Source organism: Serratia sp. BW106 (assembly GCF_002607755.1).
GTDB classification, from domain to species: Bacteria; Pseudomonadota; Gammaproteobacteria; order Enterobacterales; family Enterobacteriaceae; genus Serratia; species Serratia proteamaculans.
On record NZ_MCGS01000008.1, the window covers coordinates 94,950 to 110,176 of the forward strand.

General features: G+C 57.1%; 15 protein-coding genes. All 15 read left to right on the top strand.

The window, feature by feature from the left end; genetic code table 11:
* The first annotated feature begins 262 nt into the window (after nucleotides 1–262).
* Nucleotides 263–1,180, top strand: a complete 918-nt coding sequence (yegS, locus tag BEI65_RS06355) for a lipid kinase YegS (RefSeq protein ID WP_099062619.1) — start codon at nucleotides 263–265, stop codon at nucleotides 1,178–1,180.
* A gap of 203 nt (nucleotides 1,181–1,383) precedes the next feature.
* Complete coding sequence (gene manD / locus BEI65_RS06360) at nucleotides 1,384–2,598, top strand: D-mannonate dehydratase ManD (RefSeq protein WP_085118175.1); 1,215 nt, start codon at nucleotides 1,384–1,386, stop codon at nucleotides 2,596–2,598.
* Nucleotides 2,599–2,612: 14 nt separating this feature from the next.
* Nucleotides 2,613–3,629 (top strand): Zn-dependent oxidoreductase, encoded by a 1,017-nt coding sequence (locus BEI65_RS06365; RefSeq protein WP_099062620.1) that lies wholly within the window; start codon nucleotides 2,613–2,615, stop codon nucleotides 3,627–3,629.
* Nucleotides 3,630–3,717: 88 nt separating this feature from the next.
* Entirely contained in the window at nucleotides 3,718–5,007 is a 1,290-nt protein-coding gene (locus BEI65_RS06370; RefSeq protein WP_099062621.1) for an MFS transporter, read from the top strand.
* Between the two features lie 58 nt (nucleotides 5,008–5,065).
* Nucleotides 5,066–6,544 carry a mannitol dehydrogenase family protein gene (locus BEI65_RS06375; protein WP_099062622.1) on the top strand — a complete coding sequence of 493 codons (1,479 nt, stop codon included), beginning with the start codon at nucleotides 5,066–5,068 and terminating at the stop codon, nucleotides 6,542–6,544.
* 14 nt (nucleotides 6,545–6,558) lie between these two features.
* Complete coding sequence (locus BEI65_RS06380; RefSeq protein WP_099062623.1) at nucleotides 6,559–7,890, top strand: MFS transporter; 1,332 nt, start codon at nucleotides 6,559–6,561, stop codon at nucleotides 7,888–7,890.
* A 98-nt stretch (nucleotides 7,891–7,988) separates the two neighbouring features.
* Nucleotides 7,989–8,675, top strand: a complete 687-nt coding sequence (locus tag BEI65_RS06385) for a GntR family transcriptional regulator (protein WP_099062624.1) — start codon at nucleotides 7,989–7,991, stop codon at nucleotides 8,673–8,675.
* A gap of 213 nt (nucleotides 8,676–8,888) precedes the next feature.
* Nucleotides 8,889–9,938 carry a class I fructose-bisphosphate aldolase gene (fbaB, locus tag BEI65_RS06390; RefSeq protein ID WP_099062625.1) on the top strand — a complete coding sequence of 350 codons (1,050 nt, stop codon included), beginning with the start codon at nucleotides 8,889–8,891 and terminating at the stop codon, nucleotides 9,936–9,938.
* A 266-nt stretch (nucleotides 9,939–10,204) separates the two neighbouring features.
* Complete coding sequence (locus tag BEI65_RS06395; RefSeq protein WP_004941528.1) at nucleotides 10,205–10,753, top strand: PTS glucitol/sorbitol transporter subunit IIC; 549 nt, start codon at nucleotides 10,205–10,207, stop codon at nucleotides 10,751–10,753.
* Between the two features lie 15 nt (nucleotides 10,754–10,768).
* Nucleotides 10,769–11,749, top strand: coding sequence for a PTS glucitol/sorbitol transporter subunit IIB (locus BEI65_RS06400; RefSeq protein ID WP_099062626.1), 981 nt, complete (start codon nucleotides 10,769–10,771; stop codon nucleotides 11,747–11,749).
* Between the two features lie 26 nt (nucleotides 11,750–11,775).
* Nucleotides 11,776–12,138, top strand: a complete 363-nt coding sequence (gene srlB, locus BEI65_RS06405) for a PTS glucitol/sorbitol transporter subunit IIA (RefSeq protein ID WP_099062627.1) — start codon at nucleotides 11,776–11,778, stop codon at nucleotides 12,136–12,138.
* A gap of 10 nt (nucleotides 12,139–12,148) precedes the next feature.
* Nucleotides 12,149–12,928, top strand: coding sequence for a sorbitol-6-phosphate dehydrogenase (gene srlD / locus BEI65_RS06410; protein ID WP_099062628.1), 780 nt, complete (start codon nucleotides 12,149–12,151; stop codon nucleotides 12,926–12,928).
* Between the two features lie 52 nt (nucleotides 12,929–12,980).
* Nucleotides 12,981–13,337 (top strand): transcriptional regulator GutM, encoded by a 357-nt coding sequence (gutM, locus tag BEI65_RS06415; protein WP_099062629.1) that lies wholly within the window; start codon nucleotides 12,981–12,983, stop codon nucleotides 13,335–13,337.
* 83 nt (nucleotides 13,338–13,420) lie between these two features.
* On the top strand, nucleotides 13,421–14,194 hold the full coding sequence (locus BEI65_RS06420; RefSeq protein ID WP_099062630.1) for a DNA-binding transcriptional repressor: 774 nt from the start codon (nucleotides 13,421–13,423) through the stop codon (nucleotides 14,192–14,194).
* Entirely contained in the window at nucleotides 14,187–15,158 is a 972-nt protein-coding gene (gutQ, locus tag BEI65_RS06425) for an arabinose-5-phosphate isomerase GutQ (protein ID WP_099062631.1), read from the top strand. The genes BEI65_RS06420 and gutQ overlap by 8 nt, the downstream gene beginning before the upstream one ends.
* Nucleotides 15,159–15,227: the final 69 nt, after the last annotated feature.

Genomic DNA, 15,227 nt, shown 5'->3' on the forward strand with positions numbered 1-15,227 from the left:
ATTTTTTTAACACATTATTTAAATCTATTTTTAAAAACACCTTCCCTCACAGCGATATAAATACCATGCTACAACGGTTAATTAATTCATTAACAAAAAACGCTAACTCATCTGCGGCGTATATCTCAGATTAAGTCAATTATGTAGGAATTATCTCTGCCCAACGGCATCTACCCAGAATTAACTGAATATTCTGATGGCCTGCCGCGGGTGGGTAGTTTATCGTTGCTCATTATCTGTTTACCGCAGGGAGAGACCGGGAATGCATCCACCAGCACCAGCGCTTCTTATCATTAATGGCAAAGGCGCCGGCAACGAAGAGGTTCGCCTTGCAGTCCAGAAGTTGCGGGATGAGGGCCAAACTCTGCACGTTCGCGTCACCTGGGAGCATGGAGATGCCGCACGGTATGTGCAGGAAGCCTGCCATCTGGGAATGGCCACGCTGATTGCCGGCGGCGGCGATGGCACCATCAACGAAGTGGCCGCAGCATTGGCAACCTTACCGGCCAAGGGTCGGCCGGTATTGGGCATTCTGCCGTTGGGCACGGCCAACGACTTCGCCGTAGCCTGCAATATCCCACTGCTGCCGGAGCAGGCACTGCGTTTAGCCGTGAAAGGCCGCGCAGTCCCGATAGACCTGGCCAAAGTGAATGATCATCGCTATTTCATCAATATGGCCACCGGCGGCTTTGGCACTCGTATCACGACCGAGACCCCGGAGAAACTGAAGGCCGTGTTAGGCGGTGTGTCCTACTTTATTCATGGCTTACTGCGCATGGATACGCTCAAGGCCGATCGCTGCGAGATCCGTGGGCCGGATTTCCATTGGTCCGGCGACGCGCTGGTGATTGGCATCGGTAACGGCAAACAAGCCGGTGGCGGGCAGCAGTTATGCCCGGACGCACTGATCAACGATGGCTTGCTGCAACTGCGTCTGTTGATCGCTGATGAGTTGCTGCCGGCGTTAGTGGCCAGCCTGTTTAGTGATGAAGAAAACAAAAACGTGATCAGCGCTGCACTGCCGTGGCTGGAAATCGATGCGCCCCATGAGATGGCTTTTAATCTCGACGGTGAACCGCTCAAGGGCACTCATTTCCGTATTGAAGTGCTGCCCAACGCCATCGAATGCCGCCTGCCACCCAACTGTGGATTACTGGGCCAACCTCAGTCCTCTAAATAGTCCCCCACAGCGCCCACCAGCACAGGTTGGGCGCGGTTTGCTATAAGGGCAACCCGTCCGCCTTTGCCTTGCCTCCGCTGCTCCCTTTTCTGCGACAAAATGTGATCCTCTCCGGCAAATTCATTAAATCATACTTGTATGGTAGTTAGTTCATGGCGTATTTTTCGTCCATTATGATGACCCGTGGGAACAGGATTAGACCTATGAAAATTATCAACGCAGAGGTTTTTGTGACCTGCCCAGGCAGGAACTTTGTCACGCTTAAGATCACCACTGACGAGGGGATTACCGGTATCGGCGACGCAACCCTTAACGGCCGCGAGTTGCCGGTGGCGTCCTACCTGAAAGATCACGTCTGTCCGCAATTGATCGGTCGTGATGCCCACCAGATCGAAGACATCTGGCAGTTCTTCTATAAAGGCGCTTACTGGCGGCGCGGCCCGGTGACCATGTCCGCCATTTCCGCCGTAGACATGGCGCTGTGGGATATCAAAGGCAAGGCCGCCAACATGCCGCTGTACCAGTTACTGGGCGGCGCATCACGTACTGGCGTGATGGTTTACTGCCACACCACCGGCCATTCTATCGACGAAGTGCTCGACGACTACGCCAAACATAAAGAGTTGGGCTTTAAAGCCATTCGCGCCCAGTGTGGCGTGCCGGGCATGAAAACCACCTACGGCATGGCCAAGGGCAAAGGGTTGGCTTATGAACCCGCCACCAAGGGCAACTGGCCGGAAGAACAGCTGTGGTCAACGGAGAAATACCTCGATTTCACCCCCAAACTGTTTGAAGCCGTGCGCAACCGCTTTGGTTTTGACGAGCACTTGCTGCACGACATGCACCACCGGCTGACCCCGATCGAGGCCGCACGCTTCGGCAAAAGCGTTGAGCAATACCGCCTGTTCTGGATGGAAGACCCCACGCCTGCGGAGAATCAGGAATGTTTCCGCCTGATCCGCCAGCACACCGTCACGCCAATCGCCGTCGGCGAGGTGTTTAACAGCATCTGGGATTGCAAACAGCTGATTGAAGAGCAGCTGATTGACTATATCCGCACCACCCTGACCCACGCCGGTGGCATTACCGGCATGCGCCGTATTGCCGACTTTGCCTCGCTGTATCAGGTGCGCACCGGGTCGCACGGCCCCTCCGATCTTTCGCCTATCTGCATGGCGGCGGCGCTGCATTTCGATCTGTGGGTGCCGAACTTTGGCGTGCAGGAATACATGGGTTACTCCGAACAAATGCTCGAGGTATTCCCCCATAGCTGGAGCTTTAACGACGGCTATATGCACCCGGGCAATAAACCGGGGCTGGGCATTGAGTTCAACGAAAAACTGGCCGCCCGTTATCCGTACGAACCGGCTTACCTGCCGGTCGCACGCCTGGAGGATGGCACCCTATGGAACTGGTAACAGGAGAACGCACCATGCAAAGCGTGGTCATTGAACAGCCCGGCCTGCTGGCTATCCAGCAGCGCCCTCTGCCGCAGCCGGCCGCTAATGAAGTGCGGGTAAAGGTTAAATTTGCCGGTATCTGCGGTTCTGACGTGCATATTTATCATGGTCATAATCCGTTTGCCCGCTACCCGCGCGTGATCGGTCATGAGTTTTTTGGCGTGATTGATCAGGTCGGCAGCGATGTCGACCCGCAGCGGCTCGGCGAACGCGTTTCGGTCGATCCGGTGGTCAGTTGCGGCCATTGCTACCCTTGCTCTATAGGCCGCCCCAACGTCTGTACCGAACTGCAGGTGATAGGTGTGCACCGCGACGGTGGCTTCAGTGACTATGCCTGTGCCCCGGCGCGTAACGCCTACCGCATTCCGGACAGTATCAGCGATCGCCACGCCGCCATGGTCGAACCCTTCACCATTGCCGCCAATATCACCGCCCATCTGCAGCCCAATGCCGCTGATATCGCGCTTGTCTACGGCGCGGGGCCGATGGGGCTGACGGTGATCCAAACGCTGAAAGGCGTCTACGGTGTGAAGCAGGTGATCGTCACCGATCGCATCAAGGAACGACTGGAGATGGCGCAGGAAAACGGGGCCGACTGGACATTCAACAATGCCGAAGCGTCGCTGCCCGCCGAACTGGAACGACGCGGCATCCGCCCGACGCTGATCGTCGACGCCGCCTGCCATCCGGCCATTTTGCAGGAGGCGATCAACCTGGCGTCCCCAGCGGCACGCATCGGCATCATGGGGTTCTCCGGCGAGGCCTGCACCGTGACTCAACAAAGCATCACCAGTAAAGAGCTGTCGATTTTCTCCTCACGCCTCAACAGCGCGCGCTTCCCGCAGGTCATCGAGTGGATGGCCAGCGGGAAAATCGCCCCACAGAAGTTAATTACTCACTGCGTGCCGGCCGCCGAGGTTGAACAGGCGATGTTAATGTTCGAAAAAGATCAGCGCACCTGCTGCAAGGTGTTGTTGCAATTCGATTGATTACTCTACCAGGGCCAGGGGCTGCAGGAAGCGGCCCTCTCCAACCATGAAGCATCGCGATTAAAACAACATCAAGTGGAGTGCTTTTATGTTTAAAAACCTGCGTTGGACCATCGTATTCCTGCTGTTTATGGTTTACATGATCAACTACCTCGACCGCGTCGCGCTGTCGATTACCGTACCTATGATCGAAAAGGATCTGATGTTGAATGCCGAGCAGTTCGGCATCATCTTCGGCAGCTTCTTCTTCGGCTACGCCATCTTTAACTTTATCGGCGGGCTGGCGGTAGACAAATTCGGCCCGACGTTAGTGCTCGGCATTGCCGTCGGCCTGTGGTCGATTTTCTGCGGCATGACGGCATTAGCTACCGGTTTCTATTCCATGCTGATCCTGCGCGTACTGTTCGGCATGGCCGAAGGGCCAATCTGCGCCTCCGCCAATAAAATGATCAACGGCTGGTTCCCGAAGAAACAGGCGGCGACTGCCATGGGCCTGCTCAGTGCCGGTTCCCCTTTGGGCGGTGCCGTCGCCGGGCCGATCGTCGGCTATCTGGCATTGGCATTTGGCTGGCGACCGGCGTTTATGGTCATCTGTTCGATCGGTATCATCTGGATGCTGGTGTGGTTCTTCGTGGTGGCGGATAACCCGGCGAAAAGCAAACGCATCGGCGATGAAGAGCTGGCGCTGATTAACCAGATGAAGGAAGAGACTCACAGCGCCGAAGAAGAGCTGAGCAATGCCGCGCACGGGCTGGGTTACTATCTGAAGCAGCCGATCATCCTGGTCACCGCGTTCGCCTTCTTCTGCTACAACTACATCCTGTTCTTCTTCCTGAGCTGGTTCCCGTCCTATCTGGTGCAGGCGCATAACCTGAACATCAAGGAAATGAGCCTCACCACCATGATCCCGTGGATTGTCGGCTTTGTCGGCCTGGCGCTCGGCGGCTATATCTCCGACAAAATTTTCAATATCACCGGCAAACTGCTGCTGTCGCGCAAGATTGTGCTGGTCACCAGCCTGCTGGCGGCGGCCATCTGTGTGGCACTGGCGGGCACCGTCAGCAGCGTAGTACCGGCGGTGATGCTGATGTCGGTATCGATCTTCTTCCTGTACATCACCGGGGCGATTTACTGGGCGATTATCCAGGACGTGGTGCATAAATCCCGGGTTGGTGGCGCCAGTGGCTTTATCCATCTGGTGGGCAGCGTTTCCGGCATCATTGGCCCGGTGGTAACCGGCTACATCGTGCAAAACACCGGCAAGTTCGACAGCGCCTTTATGCTGGCGGGTGGCGTGGCCGCGCTCGGGGCCGTGTTGGTACTGCTGGTGATCAAGGCACCGCGCAATACCGCACAACCGCAAATATCAAAACCCTAATCTGCCCGGGGCGGCCAACGTCGCCCCGCTTTCAGTCCCCACATTCAGGAACTTCAGCATGACACTTTCCAGCAACAGCGTGCTGCCGACGGCGGTTGCGCAGCCGGGTTACGCTCGCGAAAGGATTAAACCGCGCATCGTGCATCTGGGTTTTGGCGCATTTTTCCGCGCACATCAGGCGGTATATACCGAACAGTTGGCTAACGAGCACGCCAGCGACTGGGGTTACTGCGTGATCAGCATGCACAACGGCCAGCAAAAAATCGCCGACCTACAACGGCAGGATTTGCTGTATACGGTCGCAGAAATGGACGGCGACGGCTGGCATGGTCAGACGATCGGCGTCATCAGGCAGGCGCTGCACCTGCAGGTCGACGGGCTGGAAGCCGTGCTTGAAGCCATGGCACAGCCGGAGATTGCCATCGTTTCATTGACCATCAGCGAGAAAGGCTACTGCTATCAGCCCGCCAGCGGCCAGTTGTTGGCAGAGCATCCGGATATTCAGCATGACATCGCCCACCCACTGCATCCGCGATCGGCCCCCGGCCTGATCCTGGCCGCACTGCGGCTACGCCGGGCACGGGGCCTGCCGGCGTTTGCCGTAATGTCCTGCGACAACATGCCGGCCAACGGTCAGGTAACCCGCAACGTACTCAGCCAACTGGCACAGCGACAGGATGCGGATCTGGCGGCGTGGGTCACACAGCAGGTCGCCTTTCCATCAACCATGGTCGACCGCATTGTTCCGGCAGTCACCGCGGAAACGCTGCAACACATTGAGGATTTACTGGGTGGCATCGCCGATCCGGTCGCTGTCGCCTGCGAACCCTTCCGCCAATGGGTGATCGAAGATCACTTTCCGCAGGGACGCCCGGCATGGGAAAAGGCCGGTGCTGAGCTGGTCAGCGACGTACTGCCATACGAGGAAATGAAGCTGCGGATGCTCAACGGCAGCCATTCGTTTCTCGCTTATCTGGGCTATTTGGCCGGTTATGCGCATATCAGCGACTGCATGCAGGATGCGTATTTCGTTAAAGCCGCACGCCACCTGATGCTGGCGGAGCAAGCACCGACGCTGCAGGTTCGTGAGCTGGATCTGACGCACTACGCCGACTCGCTACTGGCCCGTTACCGCAATACGGCGCTAAAGCACCGTACCTGGCAGATCGCCATGGACGGCACGCAAAAACTGCCGCAGCGCATGTTGGACTCCATTCGTTGGCATCTGGCGCACGGCAGCGATTTTAGCTGTCTGGCTTTAGGCGTCGCCGGTTGGATGCGTTACGTCGGCGGCAAGGATGAACAGGGTCAGCCTATTGAGATCAGCGATCCTTTAAGTGAACGCCTCGCCAACTTGGTCGGCAACAGTCGCGAAGGCCCGGAACGGGTGTTGGCCCTGTTGCAGCTCGATGCGGTCTTTGGTCAGGATCTGCCGGCCAATCACAGCTTCGTCGATACCGTCACCCATGCCTATCAGGCGCTGTTAGCGCAGGGTGCCAAGACCACCGTGGCCGCTCTGCCCATCAACGGATACTAACCGGGAGAATTCTGATGTCTGCAACCCCACATGAAGCCGTTACCAACGACAATCAACCGTTATTACGGCGTGTCGCCAGCGCTTCGGCGATAGGCACGGCAGCCGAGTACTACGACTTTTTCGCTTATGGCACCGCTGCGGTGCTGTTCTTCGGACAACTGTTTTTCCCCAGCGCTGATCCGCTGATCAGTACACTGGCAGCCTTCGCCACCTATGCGGTCGGTTTCCTGGCCCGCCCACTGGGCGGTATCGTATTCGGCCACATCGGTGACAAAGTTGGCCGCAAGAAAGCGTTGGTGATCACCATTTTGATTGTCGGCCTCGGCACCTTTTGCATCGGTCTGCTGCCAACCTATGAAAAAATCGGCATCTGGGCGCCCATCGCCCTGATCCTGATCCGCGTACTGCAAGGTTTCGGCGTCGGTGGCGAACAGGCTGGCGCGGTGCTGATGACCGCAGAATACTCACCACCCCTGCGCCGTGGTTTCTACGCCAGTTGGGTGCAGATCGGCGCGCCGGCCGGTTTCCTGCTGCCCTCGGGGCTGTTCGCCCTGTTGACCGCGCTGCTGACGCCGGCACAAATGCTGGACTGGGGCTGGCGTATCCCGTTCCTGCTCAGCCTGCTGCTGGTGATCGTCGGGTTGTTCATTCGCCTGAAAATCGACGAATCGCCGGTATTTAACCAAATCCGCGCCACCAAGGCGGTTGAAAGCCGACCGGTGGTGGAAGTGGTTCGCACCTACCCTGGCCTGATCGGCAAAGGGGTGTGCGCCAAGCTGATTGAGGCCTGTGCCTTCGCCATGTTCACGGTGATCGTGCTGGCCTACGGCAAGGCCAATCATCTGAATGAAAGTATTCTGCTGGAAGCGATGATAGTCGCGGTGCTGCTGGAAATATTCGCCATCCCGCTGATGGGCCACCTTTCCGACCGACTGGGGCGTAAACCCGTGTATATCGCCGGTGCGCTGCTGCAGGTGATCTGCATAGTGCCGTTCTTTATGGCGATCAACCTCGACAGCTACTGGATAACCCAAATCGCCATGATTCTGGTGTTAACCCTCGGCCACAGCATGTGCTATGCCCCACAGGCCTCCTTCTTCCCTGAGCTGTTCCCGACTCGCGTACGCTGCAGCGGCATTGCGTTAATCTGGCAGATTGGTTCGCTGATCGGCAGCGGCATCCTCGGGTTACTGGCGGTGAAGATCCTGCAGATGACCGGTGGCCATTATTACGGCCTCGCGGGATACATGATGGTATTGGGGGTGATTTCGGCCATCGGCTTGAGCCTGATGCCTGAGACCGCACCGCAGCGGCGTCGACAGGAATACCAGGACTGGCATCATTGAGTTGTCCTATTCGGCGGGTGGATTTATCCACCCGCCATCAGACGATAATCTGCTAGTATGGTGGCATCCGAATCCCAGCCAGATGACCGATCGTCTCCATGTCTGAATCCTACAGCCTCACCAATAGCCTTCCGGTTAATCAGCAAATTTACCGTTTCCTGCGTAAGGATATCGTCGACTGCACTATTCCCCCCGGCACGCTGCTGTCAGAGAAAGAGATTTCCACCCGCTTTAGCGTTTCACGCCAACCGGTGCGCGAAGCCTTTATCAAGCTGGCGGAGGCCGGACTGGTGCAGATCCTGCCGCAGCGCGGGACTTTCGTGATGAAGATTTCGGCCAAACGGGTAGCCGATGGGCGTTTTATCCGCCAAGCCGTAGAATGCGCCATTGTACGTCGCGCGGCGGAACGCATCACACCGGAACAGCTGATGACGCTGGAGCATAATTTGCATCGTCAGGAGCTGGCCGCACAGAACAAGCAGACACGTGAATTCCTGGCGCTGGACGATGAGTTCCACCAGTTGCTCACCCAGTTTGCCGAATGCCCGCTGGCCTGGGAGACCATCGAAACTATCAAGGCCACCATGGACCGGGTGCGTTTTCTCAGCCTGAGCGAAGTCTCGCCACCGGAAAGCCTGCTCCAGCAGCATTACCGCATTTTTGCCGCACTGAAGGCGCAGGATGCCGATGCCGCCGAGCGCGCCATCCATGAGCACCTGCAAGAAATGATCTACTCTATTACCCCCATCGCTTTGCAGAATACCGAGTGGTTTGACGCCGAATAGTCAAGCACTGACCTTCAAGGGGGCGATCGTCCCCCGCTATTTGGCTTCCCAAATGGCATTTCCTCTCAATCGCATCTATTGTGTCTCCTTGCTATCAGGATTTCATTACTATCGTTTTTACAGCTTCAATCACCGCTTTTTACTACGCCGGTGAATAAATCTCCCCTATGGTTTTTATTGTCGGTGTATGAAGAAGCTAATCAGGAGACAATCATGACTGATATTGCGCAGTTGTTAGGAAAGGAAGCGGAAGACCTGTTGCAACACCGCTGTACTACCATCCCTGCTGAGAATCTGTACCTGCCGGGCGCCGACTTTGTCGACCGGATCATGATCGATAATAACCGTCCCAACACCGTTCTGCGTTCGATGCAAAGCCTGCTCAACCACGGCCGCCTGGCCGGTACCGGTTACCTGTCGATTCTGCCGGTCGATCAGGGTATTGAGCACTCCGCCGGCGCGTCTTTCGCCGCCAACCCGCTGTACTTTGATCCGAAAAACATCGTCGAACTGGCCATTGAGGCCGGCTGTAACTGCGTCGCCTCGACTTACGGCGTGCTGGCATCGGTATCGCGCCGCTATGCCCATAAAATTCCGTTCCTGGTCAAACTGAACCATAACGAAACCCTGAGTTATCCGACCCAATACGACCAGACCCTGTATGCCAGCGTCGAGCAGGCTTTCAACATGGGTGCCGTCGCGGTCGGCGCCACCATTTACTTTGGTTCCGAACAGTCACGCCGCCAGATTGAAGAGATCTCGAGCGCCTTCGAGCGCGCCCACGAACTGGGTATGGTCACCGTGCTGTGGGCTTACCTGCGTAATCCGGCGTTTACCAAAGACGGCGTGGATTATCATTCCAGCGCCGATCTCACCGGCCAGGCCAACCATATTGCCGCCACCATCGGTGCCGATATCGTTAAGCAGAAAATGGCGGAAAACAACGGCGGCTACCGCGCGGTGAAATTCGGTTATACCGACGACCGCGTCTACAGCAAGCTGACCACCGACCACCCGATCGATCTGGTGCGTTACCAGTTGGCCAACTGCTATATGGGCCGCGCCGGGTTGATTAACTCCGGTGGGGCCGCCGGTGAAAACGATCTGCAGGAATCGGTGCGCACCGCGGTCATCAACAAGCGCGCGGGCGGCATGGGGCTGATTCTGGGACGTAAAGCGTTCAAGAAATCGATGAAAGAAGGTGTCGCGCTGATCAATGCGGTTCAGGACACCTATCTGGATAAGAAAGTCACCATCGCCTGATCCCGTCACTCGCAAAATCTGTTACCTCCAGCCCGGTTCGCCGGGCTTTTTTATGCCCTTAATCTGCTGCCATCTTCCTCCTTGCCTAACGGCTACCGCGCTTTGATGTTATTTTTCTTTCATAATTAACTTTCACAATAAAATATTTATCTTTCAAATTGTGATCTATTTAAAACAAATTAATCCATAAAGTGATTAGTGTAAGGCCCATGGCGACAGAGCCGCCGTTCGCTCCAGGCCATACCTTCCATCTCAGGAGAACAATAATGATTGAGCTAATCACCCACGGTGCCGAATGGTTTATCGGCCTGTTTCAGAAAGGCGGTGAAGTGTTTGTCGGCATGGTGACCGGCATTTTACCTTTGTTAATCAGCCTGTTGGTCATTATGAACGCGCTGATCAAATTTGTTGGCCAGGAACGTATCGAACGCTTGGCGCAGCGCTGTGCGGGGAACCCGGTTTCACGCTATCTGCTGCTGCCGCTGATCGGCACCTTTGTGTTTTGCAACCCGATGACTCTCAGCCTCGGCCGCTTTATGCCCGAGAAATACAAACCCAGCTACTACGCGGCGGCGTCCTACAGCTGCCACTCGATGAATGGCCTGTTCCCGCATATCAACCCCGGCGAACTGTTCGTTTACCTCGGGATCGCCAGTGGACTAACTACCCTCGGCCTGCCGCTGGGGCCGCTGGCGGTGAGCTATTTCCTGGTCGGGCTGTTTACCAACTTTTTCCGCGGTTGGGTAACCGATCTCACCACCAGCCTGTTCGAACGCAAGATGGGCATCCGCCTGGACCGTCAGGTACAACTTTAATTCGTGGAGTACAGCATGAGTGCTTATATCCGTATTGAGAAAGGCGCCAGCGGCTGGGGTGGCCCGTTGCAGTTACCGATCGAGCCGGGAAAAAAAGTGGTGTACATCACTGCCGGTACCCGCCCGTCGATCGTCGATCGGCTTAGCGAACTGACCGGCTGGCCGGCCGTCGACGGCTTTAAGGAAGGCGAACCGCCGGCCGATGAAATTGGCGTCATGGTGATCGACTGTGGCGGCACCCTGCGCTGTGGCCTGTACCCTAAACGCCGTATTCCAACGGTCAATATCCACGCTACCGGCCAGTCCGGACCGCTGGCGAAATTTATCCTCGAGGATATTTACGTTTCCGGGGTACGTGATAGCAACATCAGCCGGGTGGAATCGGCAATGGAGACAGCGCAAGCAGCCCCCGCCCCGCAACCCAAGGGACGGGATTACGACACCAGCAAAAAAATCACCGAACAGAGCGACGGCCTGTTGGCGAAAGTCGGCATGGGTATGGGATCGGTGGTGGCGGTGTTCTTCCAGTCTGGCCGCGACACCATCGACACGGTACTGAAAACCATTCTGCCGTTTATGGCGTTCGTCTCGGCGCTGATCGGCATCATCATGGCCTCCGGCCTGGGGGATTTTATCGCCCACGGCCTGACGCCATTGGCCAGCAGCCCGATTGGCCTGGTGACGCTGGCGCTGATTTGTTCTTTCCCACTGCTGTCGCCATTCCTCGGCCCTGGCGCGGTGATCGCCCAGGTGATTGGCGTGCTGGTCGGGGTGCAAATCGGTCTGGGTCATATCCCACCGCAGCTGGCGCTGCCCGCCCTGTTCGCGATTAACGCGCAGGCCGCCTGTGACTTTATTCCGGTAGGTCTGTCATTGGCAGAAGCCAAGCAGGACACGGTGCGGGTCGGTGTGCCTTCGGTCTTGGTCGGGCGTTTCCTGACCGGCGCACCTACGGTGCTGATCGCCTGGGCCGCCTCGGCCTTCATCTACCAATAACTTTTACTTACTGCCAGGGGCTAGCTATGAACACCATTTTCCAAACCACCATCACCCAGATTGGCGACAGTGCCCGCGATGCATTGCTGGACGACATGCTGATCACCTTCCGTGAGGGGGCACCGGCAGACATCGAAGAGTTTTGCTTCATCCACCGGCACGGCAATACCCTCGGCGAACTGCAGACCGGCGGCTGGATGGAGCTGGCGGAGCAGCGTTATCCGATTACCGCCGTTGGCGAGGTCGCCAGCCAAAATCTGCGTGAACTGGGCCACCTTACCGTGCGTTTCGACGGGGAAAATCAGGCCGAATTCCCCGGTTCTATCCACGTAGCCGGTACCACACCGGTGGATATCCCGTTAGGCAGTACGCTGAAATTTATCGCATAAGGAGTAGACCATGTCTGAAGTAGCTGTAGTGATTGGCGGAGGCCAAACATTAGGTGCATTTTTGTGCCTGGGACTGGCGCAGGCGGGTTACCGCGTAGCGGTAGCCGATTTAAACGCGGATAACGCCCGACAGGTGGCGCAGCAGATTAACGACCAATACGGCGCAGGCTGCGCACAGGGTTTCCAGGCCGATGCCACCAATGAACAGAGCGTCATTGCCCTGGCGGCGGCAGTGGATAGCCAATTTGGCCAGGCCAATCTGCTGGTGTACAGCGCCGGTATCGCCAAGGCCGCGCCGATCACCGATTTTCCATTAGGGGATTTCGACCGTTCGTTGCAGGTCAATCTGGTGGGCTATTTCCTCTGCGCCCGCGAGTTTTCCCGCCTGATGATCCGCGACGGCGTTGCTGGGCGCATCATTCAGATCAACTCCAAGTCCGGCAAGGTCGGAAGCAAGCACAACTCGGGTTACAGCGCCGCCAAGTTCGGCGGGGTCGGGCTGACCCAGTCACTGGCGCTCGATCTGGCGGAGTACGGCATCACCGTGCATTCGCTGATGCTCGGTAACCTGCTGAAGTCGCCCATGTTCCAGTCACTGCTGCCGCAGTACGCACAAAAACTGGGGATTGCGCCGGATGAAGTTGAAAAATATTACACCGACAAGGTGCCGTTGAAACGCGGTTGTGATTACCAGGACGTGCTGAATACCCTGCTGTTTTACGCCAGCGATAAAGCGTCTTATTGCACGGGCCAGTCGATTAACATCACCGGCGGTCAGGTGATGTTCTGATTGGGTTACGCCTCCCTCTCCGTCTGGAGAGGGAAAATAAACAGGAGACACTATGACCCAGGCATTGATCATCTTCGCCGTACTGGCCTGGCTGCTGCAAATCGCGCTCGGTTGGTGGCAGCTCCAGCGTTTCAACCGTGCCTTCGACAGCCTGTGCCAACTGGGCCGCGTCGGTGTCGGACGTTCTGTCGGGCGCTTTCGGCCACGGGTGGTGCTGGCGTTGGCCTTCGACACCGAACAACGGGTCTGCGGCAGCTTGTTGATGCGCGGCCTGACCATTTTTGCCCAACCCCGTTCGATCGCCCGGCTGCATGGCCTGCACCAGCGGGATCTGCGCCCGGATGTGATCTTCCCCGAGGATCGCGCATGCCAGACTGCACTATCGTTAGCGATTGCCCCTAAATCATGATATTTTCACATTAAAAGACATTACCTTTCATGTTGAATTATTCACTGAAGGGAAATGCTCAACTCTTGTGAACAGGACGGGCTATGAAACCAAAGCAGCGACAGGCCGCTATCCTTGAATATCTGCAGCGACATGGCAAAACGGCAGTGGATGCCCTGGCGGCACATTTCGCCACCACCGGCACCACCATTCGTAAAGATCTTACCCTGCTGGAAGACGAAGGCGAGGTGATCCGCACCTACGGCGGCGTGGTGCTCAGCCGCGACGATGGCGACCAGCCCATCGACCGCAAAACTCACATCAATACCGAAAAGAAACGTCAGATCGCCTACGCCGCCATTAAGCTGATCAACGACGGCGACTCGCTGATTTTCGATGCCGGCAGCACGGTGCTGCAAATGGTGCCGCATCTGGCGCAGTTCAATAACATCACGGTGATGACCAACAGCCTGCATATCGTTAATGCGCTGGTGGAGCTGGATAACGACCAGACCATCCTGATGCCCGGCGGCACTTACCGCAAAAAATCGGCGTCCTTCCACGGCAGCCTGGCCGAATCGGCTTTCCAGCAGTTCAGCTTCGACAAACTTTTTATCGGTGCGGATGGCGTGGATCTTAACGCCGGTGTCACCACCTTTAACGAAGTGCATAACGTCAGCAAGGCGATGTGCGAAGCCGCCAGCCGTATTATCCTGCTGGTGGATTCGTCAAAATTTGGCCGCAAAAGCCCGAACGTGGTCTGCGACCTGAGCGCCGTAGACACGCTGATCACCGATAAAAACATCAACCCGGATTACCTCGCCGCGCTGCAAGCGAAAGGGATCAATATCATTCTGGTAGGAGATTTTGATGAGTAACGCCGCTGCCCTGCTGGCCTTTGCCCGCGAAACGCTGGAAATTGAGTTGACCGAAGCACAACGCCTGCTGGCACGACTGGACAACAACTTCGTCTGCGCCTGCGAACTGCTACTGAACTGTCGCGGCAAGGCGGTGATTTCCGGCATCGGTAAATCCGGTCATATTGGCAAAAAAATTGCCGCCTCGCTGGCCAGTACCGGCACCCCGTCCTTCTTCGTCCACCCGGCGGAGGCACTGCACGGCGATCTCGGCATGATCGGTGCCGACGACGTGGTGGTGTTTATCTCCTACTCCGGCCGCGCCAAAGAACTGGATCTGATCCTGCCGCTACTGGCGGAGAATAACATCCCGGTGATCGCTATTACCGGTGGCAAAGAGTCACCGCTGGCACAAGCGGCGGCCTGCATGCTGGACATCAGCGTTGAGCGTGAGGCTTGCCCGATGGGGCTGGCACCGACCTCCAGTGCGGTCAATACGCTGATGATGGGCGACGCGCTGGCAATGGCGCTGATGCGTCAACGCGGTTTCAACGCCGAAGACTTTGCCCGCTCGCATCCGGGCGGCAGCCTGGGCGCACGCCTGCTGAACCGGGTACATCACCTGATGCGCACCGGCGATCGCCTGCCGCAGGTCAGTGAAAATGCCAACGTGATGGAAGCAATGCTCGAACTGAGTCGCACCGGGCTGGGGTTAGTGCCGGTGTGCGACGCACAGCAGAAAGTGGTGGGGGTGTTTACCGACGGCGACCTGCGCCGCTGGCTGGTGAAAGGCAATAGCCTGCAGGATGCATTAAGCCCGGCGATCACCCGGCCCGGCTACCGTTTGCCGGAACAGTGGCGCGCCGGAGAAGCACTGGAAGCGTTGCACGAACAGCACATTAGCGCCGCGCCGGTGGTCAATCTGGATGGCGTACTGGTGGGCGCGATCAACCTGCACGACCTGCATCAGGCCGGTATCGGCTGACCGCATTAACTAATGCTTGCCCGTTTGTCCCCTCTCCTTTGGGTGAGGGGATACGTACGACGCTAAAGT

Bases quoted from the DNA above. Each gene is read 5' to 3' on its own strand.
- BEI65_RS06420 (WP_099062630.1), top strand. From the start codon at position 13,421: ATGAAACCAAAGCAGCGACAGGCCGCTATCCTTGAATATCTGCAGCGA.
- yegS (WP_099062619.1), top strand. From the start codon at position 263: ATGCATCCACCAGCACCAGCGCTTCTTATCATTAATGGCAAAGGCGCC.
- srlB (WP_099062627.1), top strand. From the start codon at position 11,776: ATGAACACCATTTTCCAAACCACCATCACCCAGATTGGCGACAGTGCC.
- manD (WP_085118175.1), top strand. From the start codon at position 1,384: ATGAAAATTATCAACGCAGAGGTTTTTGTGACCTGCCCAGGCAGGAAC.
- BEI65_RS06380 (WP_099062623.1), top strand. From the start codon at position 6,559: ATGTCTGCAACCCCACATGAAGCCGTTACCAACGACAATCAACCGTTA.
- gutM (WP_099062629.1), top strand. From the start codon at position 12,981: ATGACCCAGGCATTGATCATCTTCGCCGTACTGGCCTGGCTGCTGCAA.
- srlD (WP_099062628.1), top strand. From the start codon at position 12,149: ATGTCTGAAGTAGCTGTAGTGATTGGCGGAGGCCAAACATTAGGTGCA.
- BEI65_RS06395 (WP_004941528.1), top strand. From the start codon at position 10,205: ATGATTGAGCTAATCACCCACGGTGCCGAATGGTTTATCGGCCTGTTT.
- BEI65_RS06375 (WP_099062622.1), top strand. From the start codon at position 5,066: ATGACACTTTCCAGCAACAGCGTGCTGCCGACGGCGGTTGCGCAGCCG.
- BEI65_RS06400 (WP_099062626.1), top strand. From the start codon at position 10,769: ATGAGTGCTTATATCCGTATTGAGAAAGGCGCCAGCGGCTGGGGTGGC.
- fbaB (WP_099062625.1), top strand. From the start codon at position 8,889: ATGACTGATATTGCGCAGTTGTTAGGAAAGGAAGCGGAAGACCTGTTG.
- BEI65_RS06365 (WP_099062620.1), top strand. From the start codon at position 2,613: ATGCAAAGCGTGGTCATTGAACAGCCCGGCCTGCTGGCTATCCAGCAG.
- gutQ (WP_099062631.1), top strand. From the start codon at position 14,187: ATGAGTAACGCCGCTGCCCTGCTGGCCTTTGCCCGCGAAACGCTGGAA.
- BEI65_RS06385 (WP_099062624.1), top strand. From the start codon at position 7,989: ATGTCTGAATCCTACAGCCTCACCAATAGCCTTCCGGTTAATCAGCAA.
- BEI65_RS06370 (WP_099062621.1), top strand. From the start codon at position 3,718: ATGTTTAAAAACCTGCGTTGGACCATCGTATTCCTGCTGTTTATGGTT.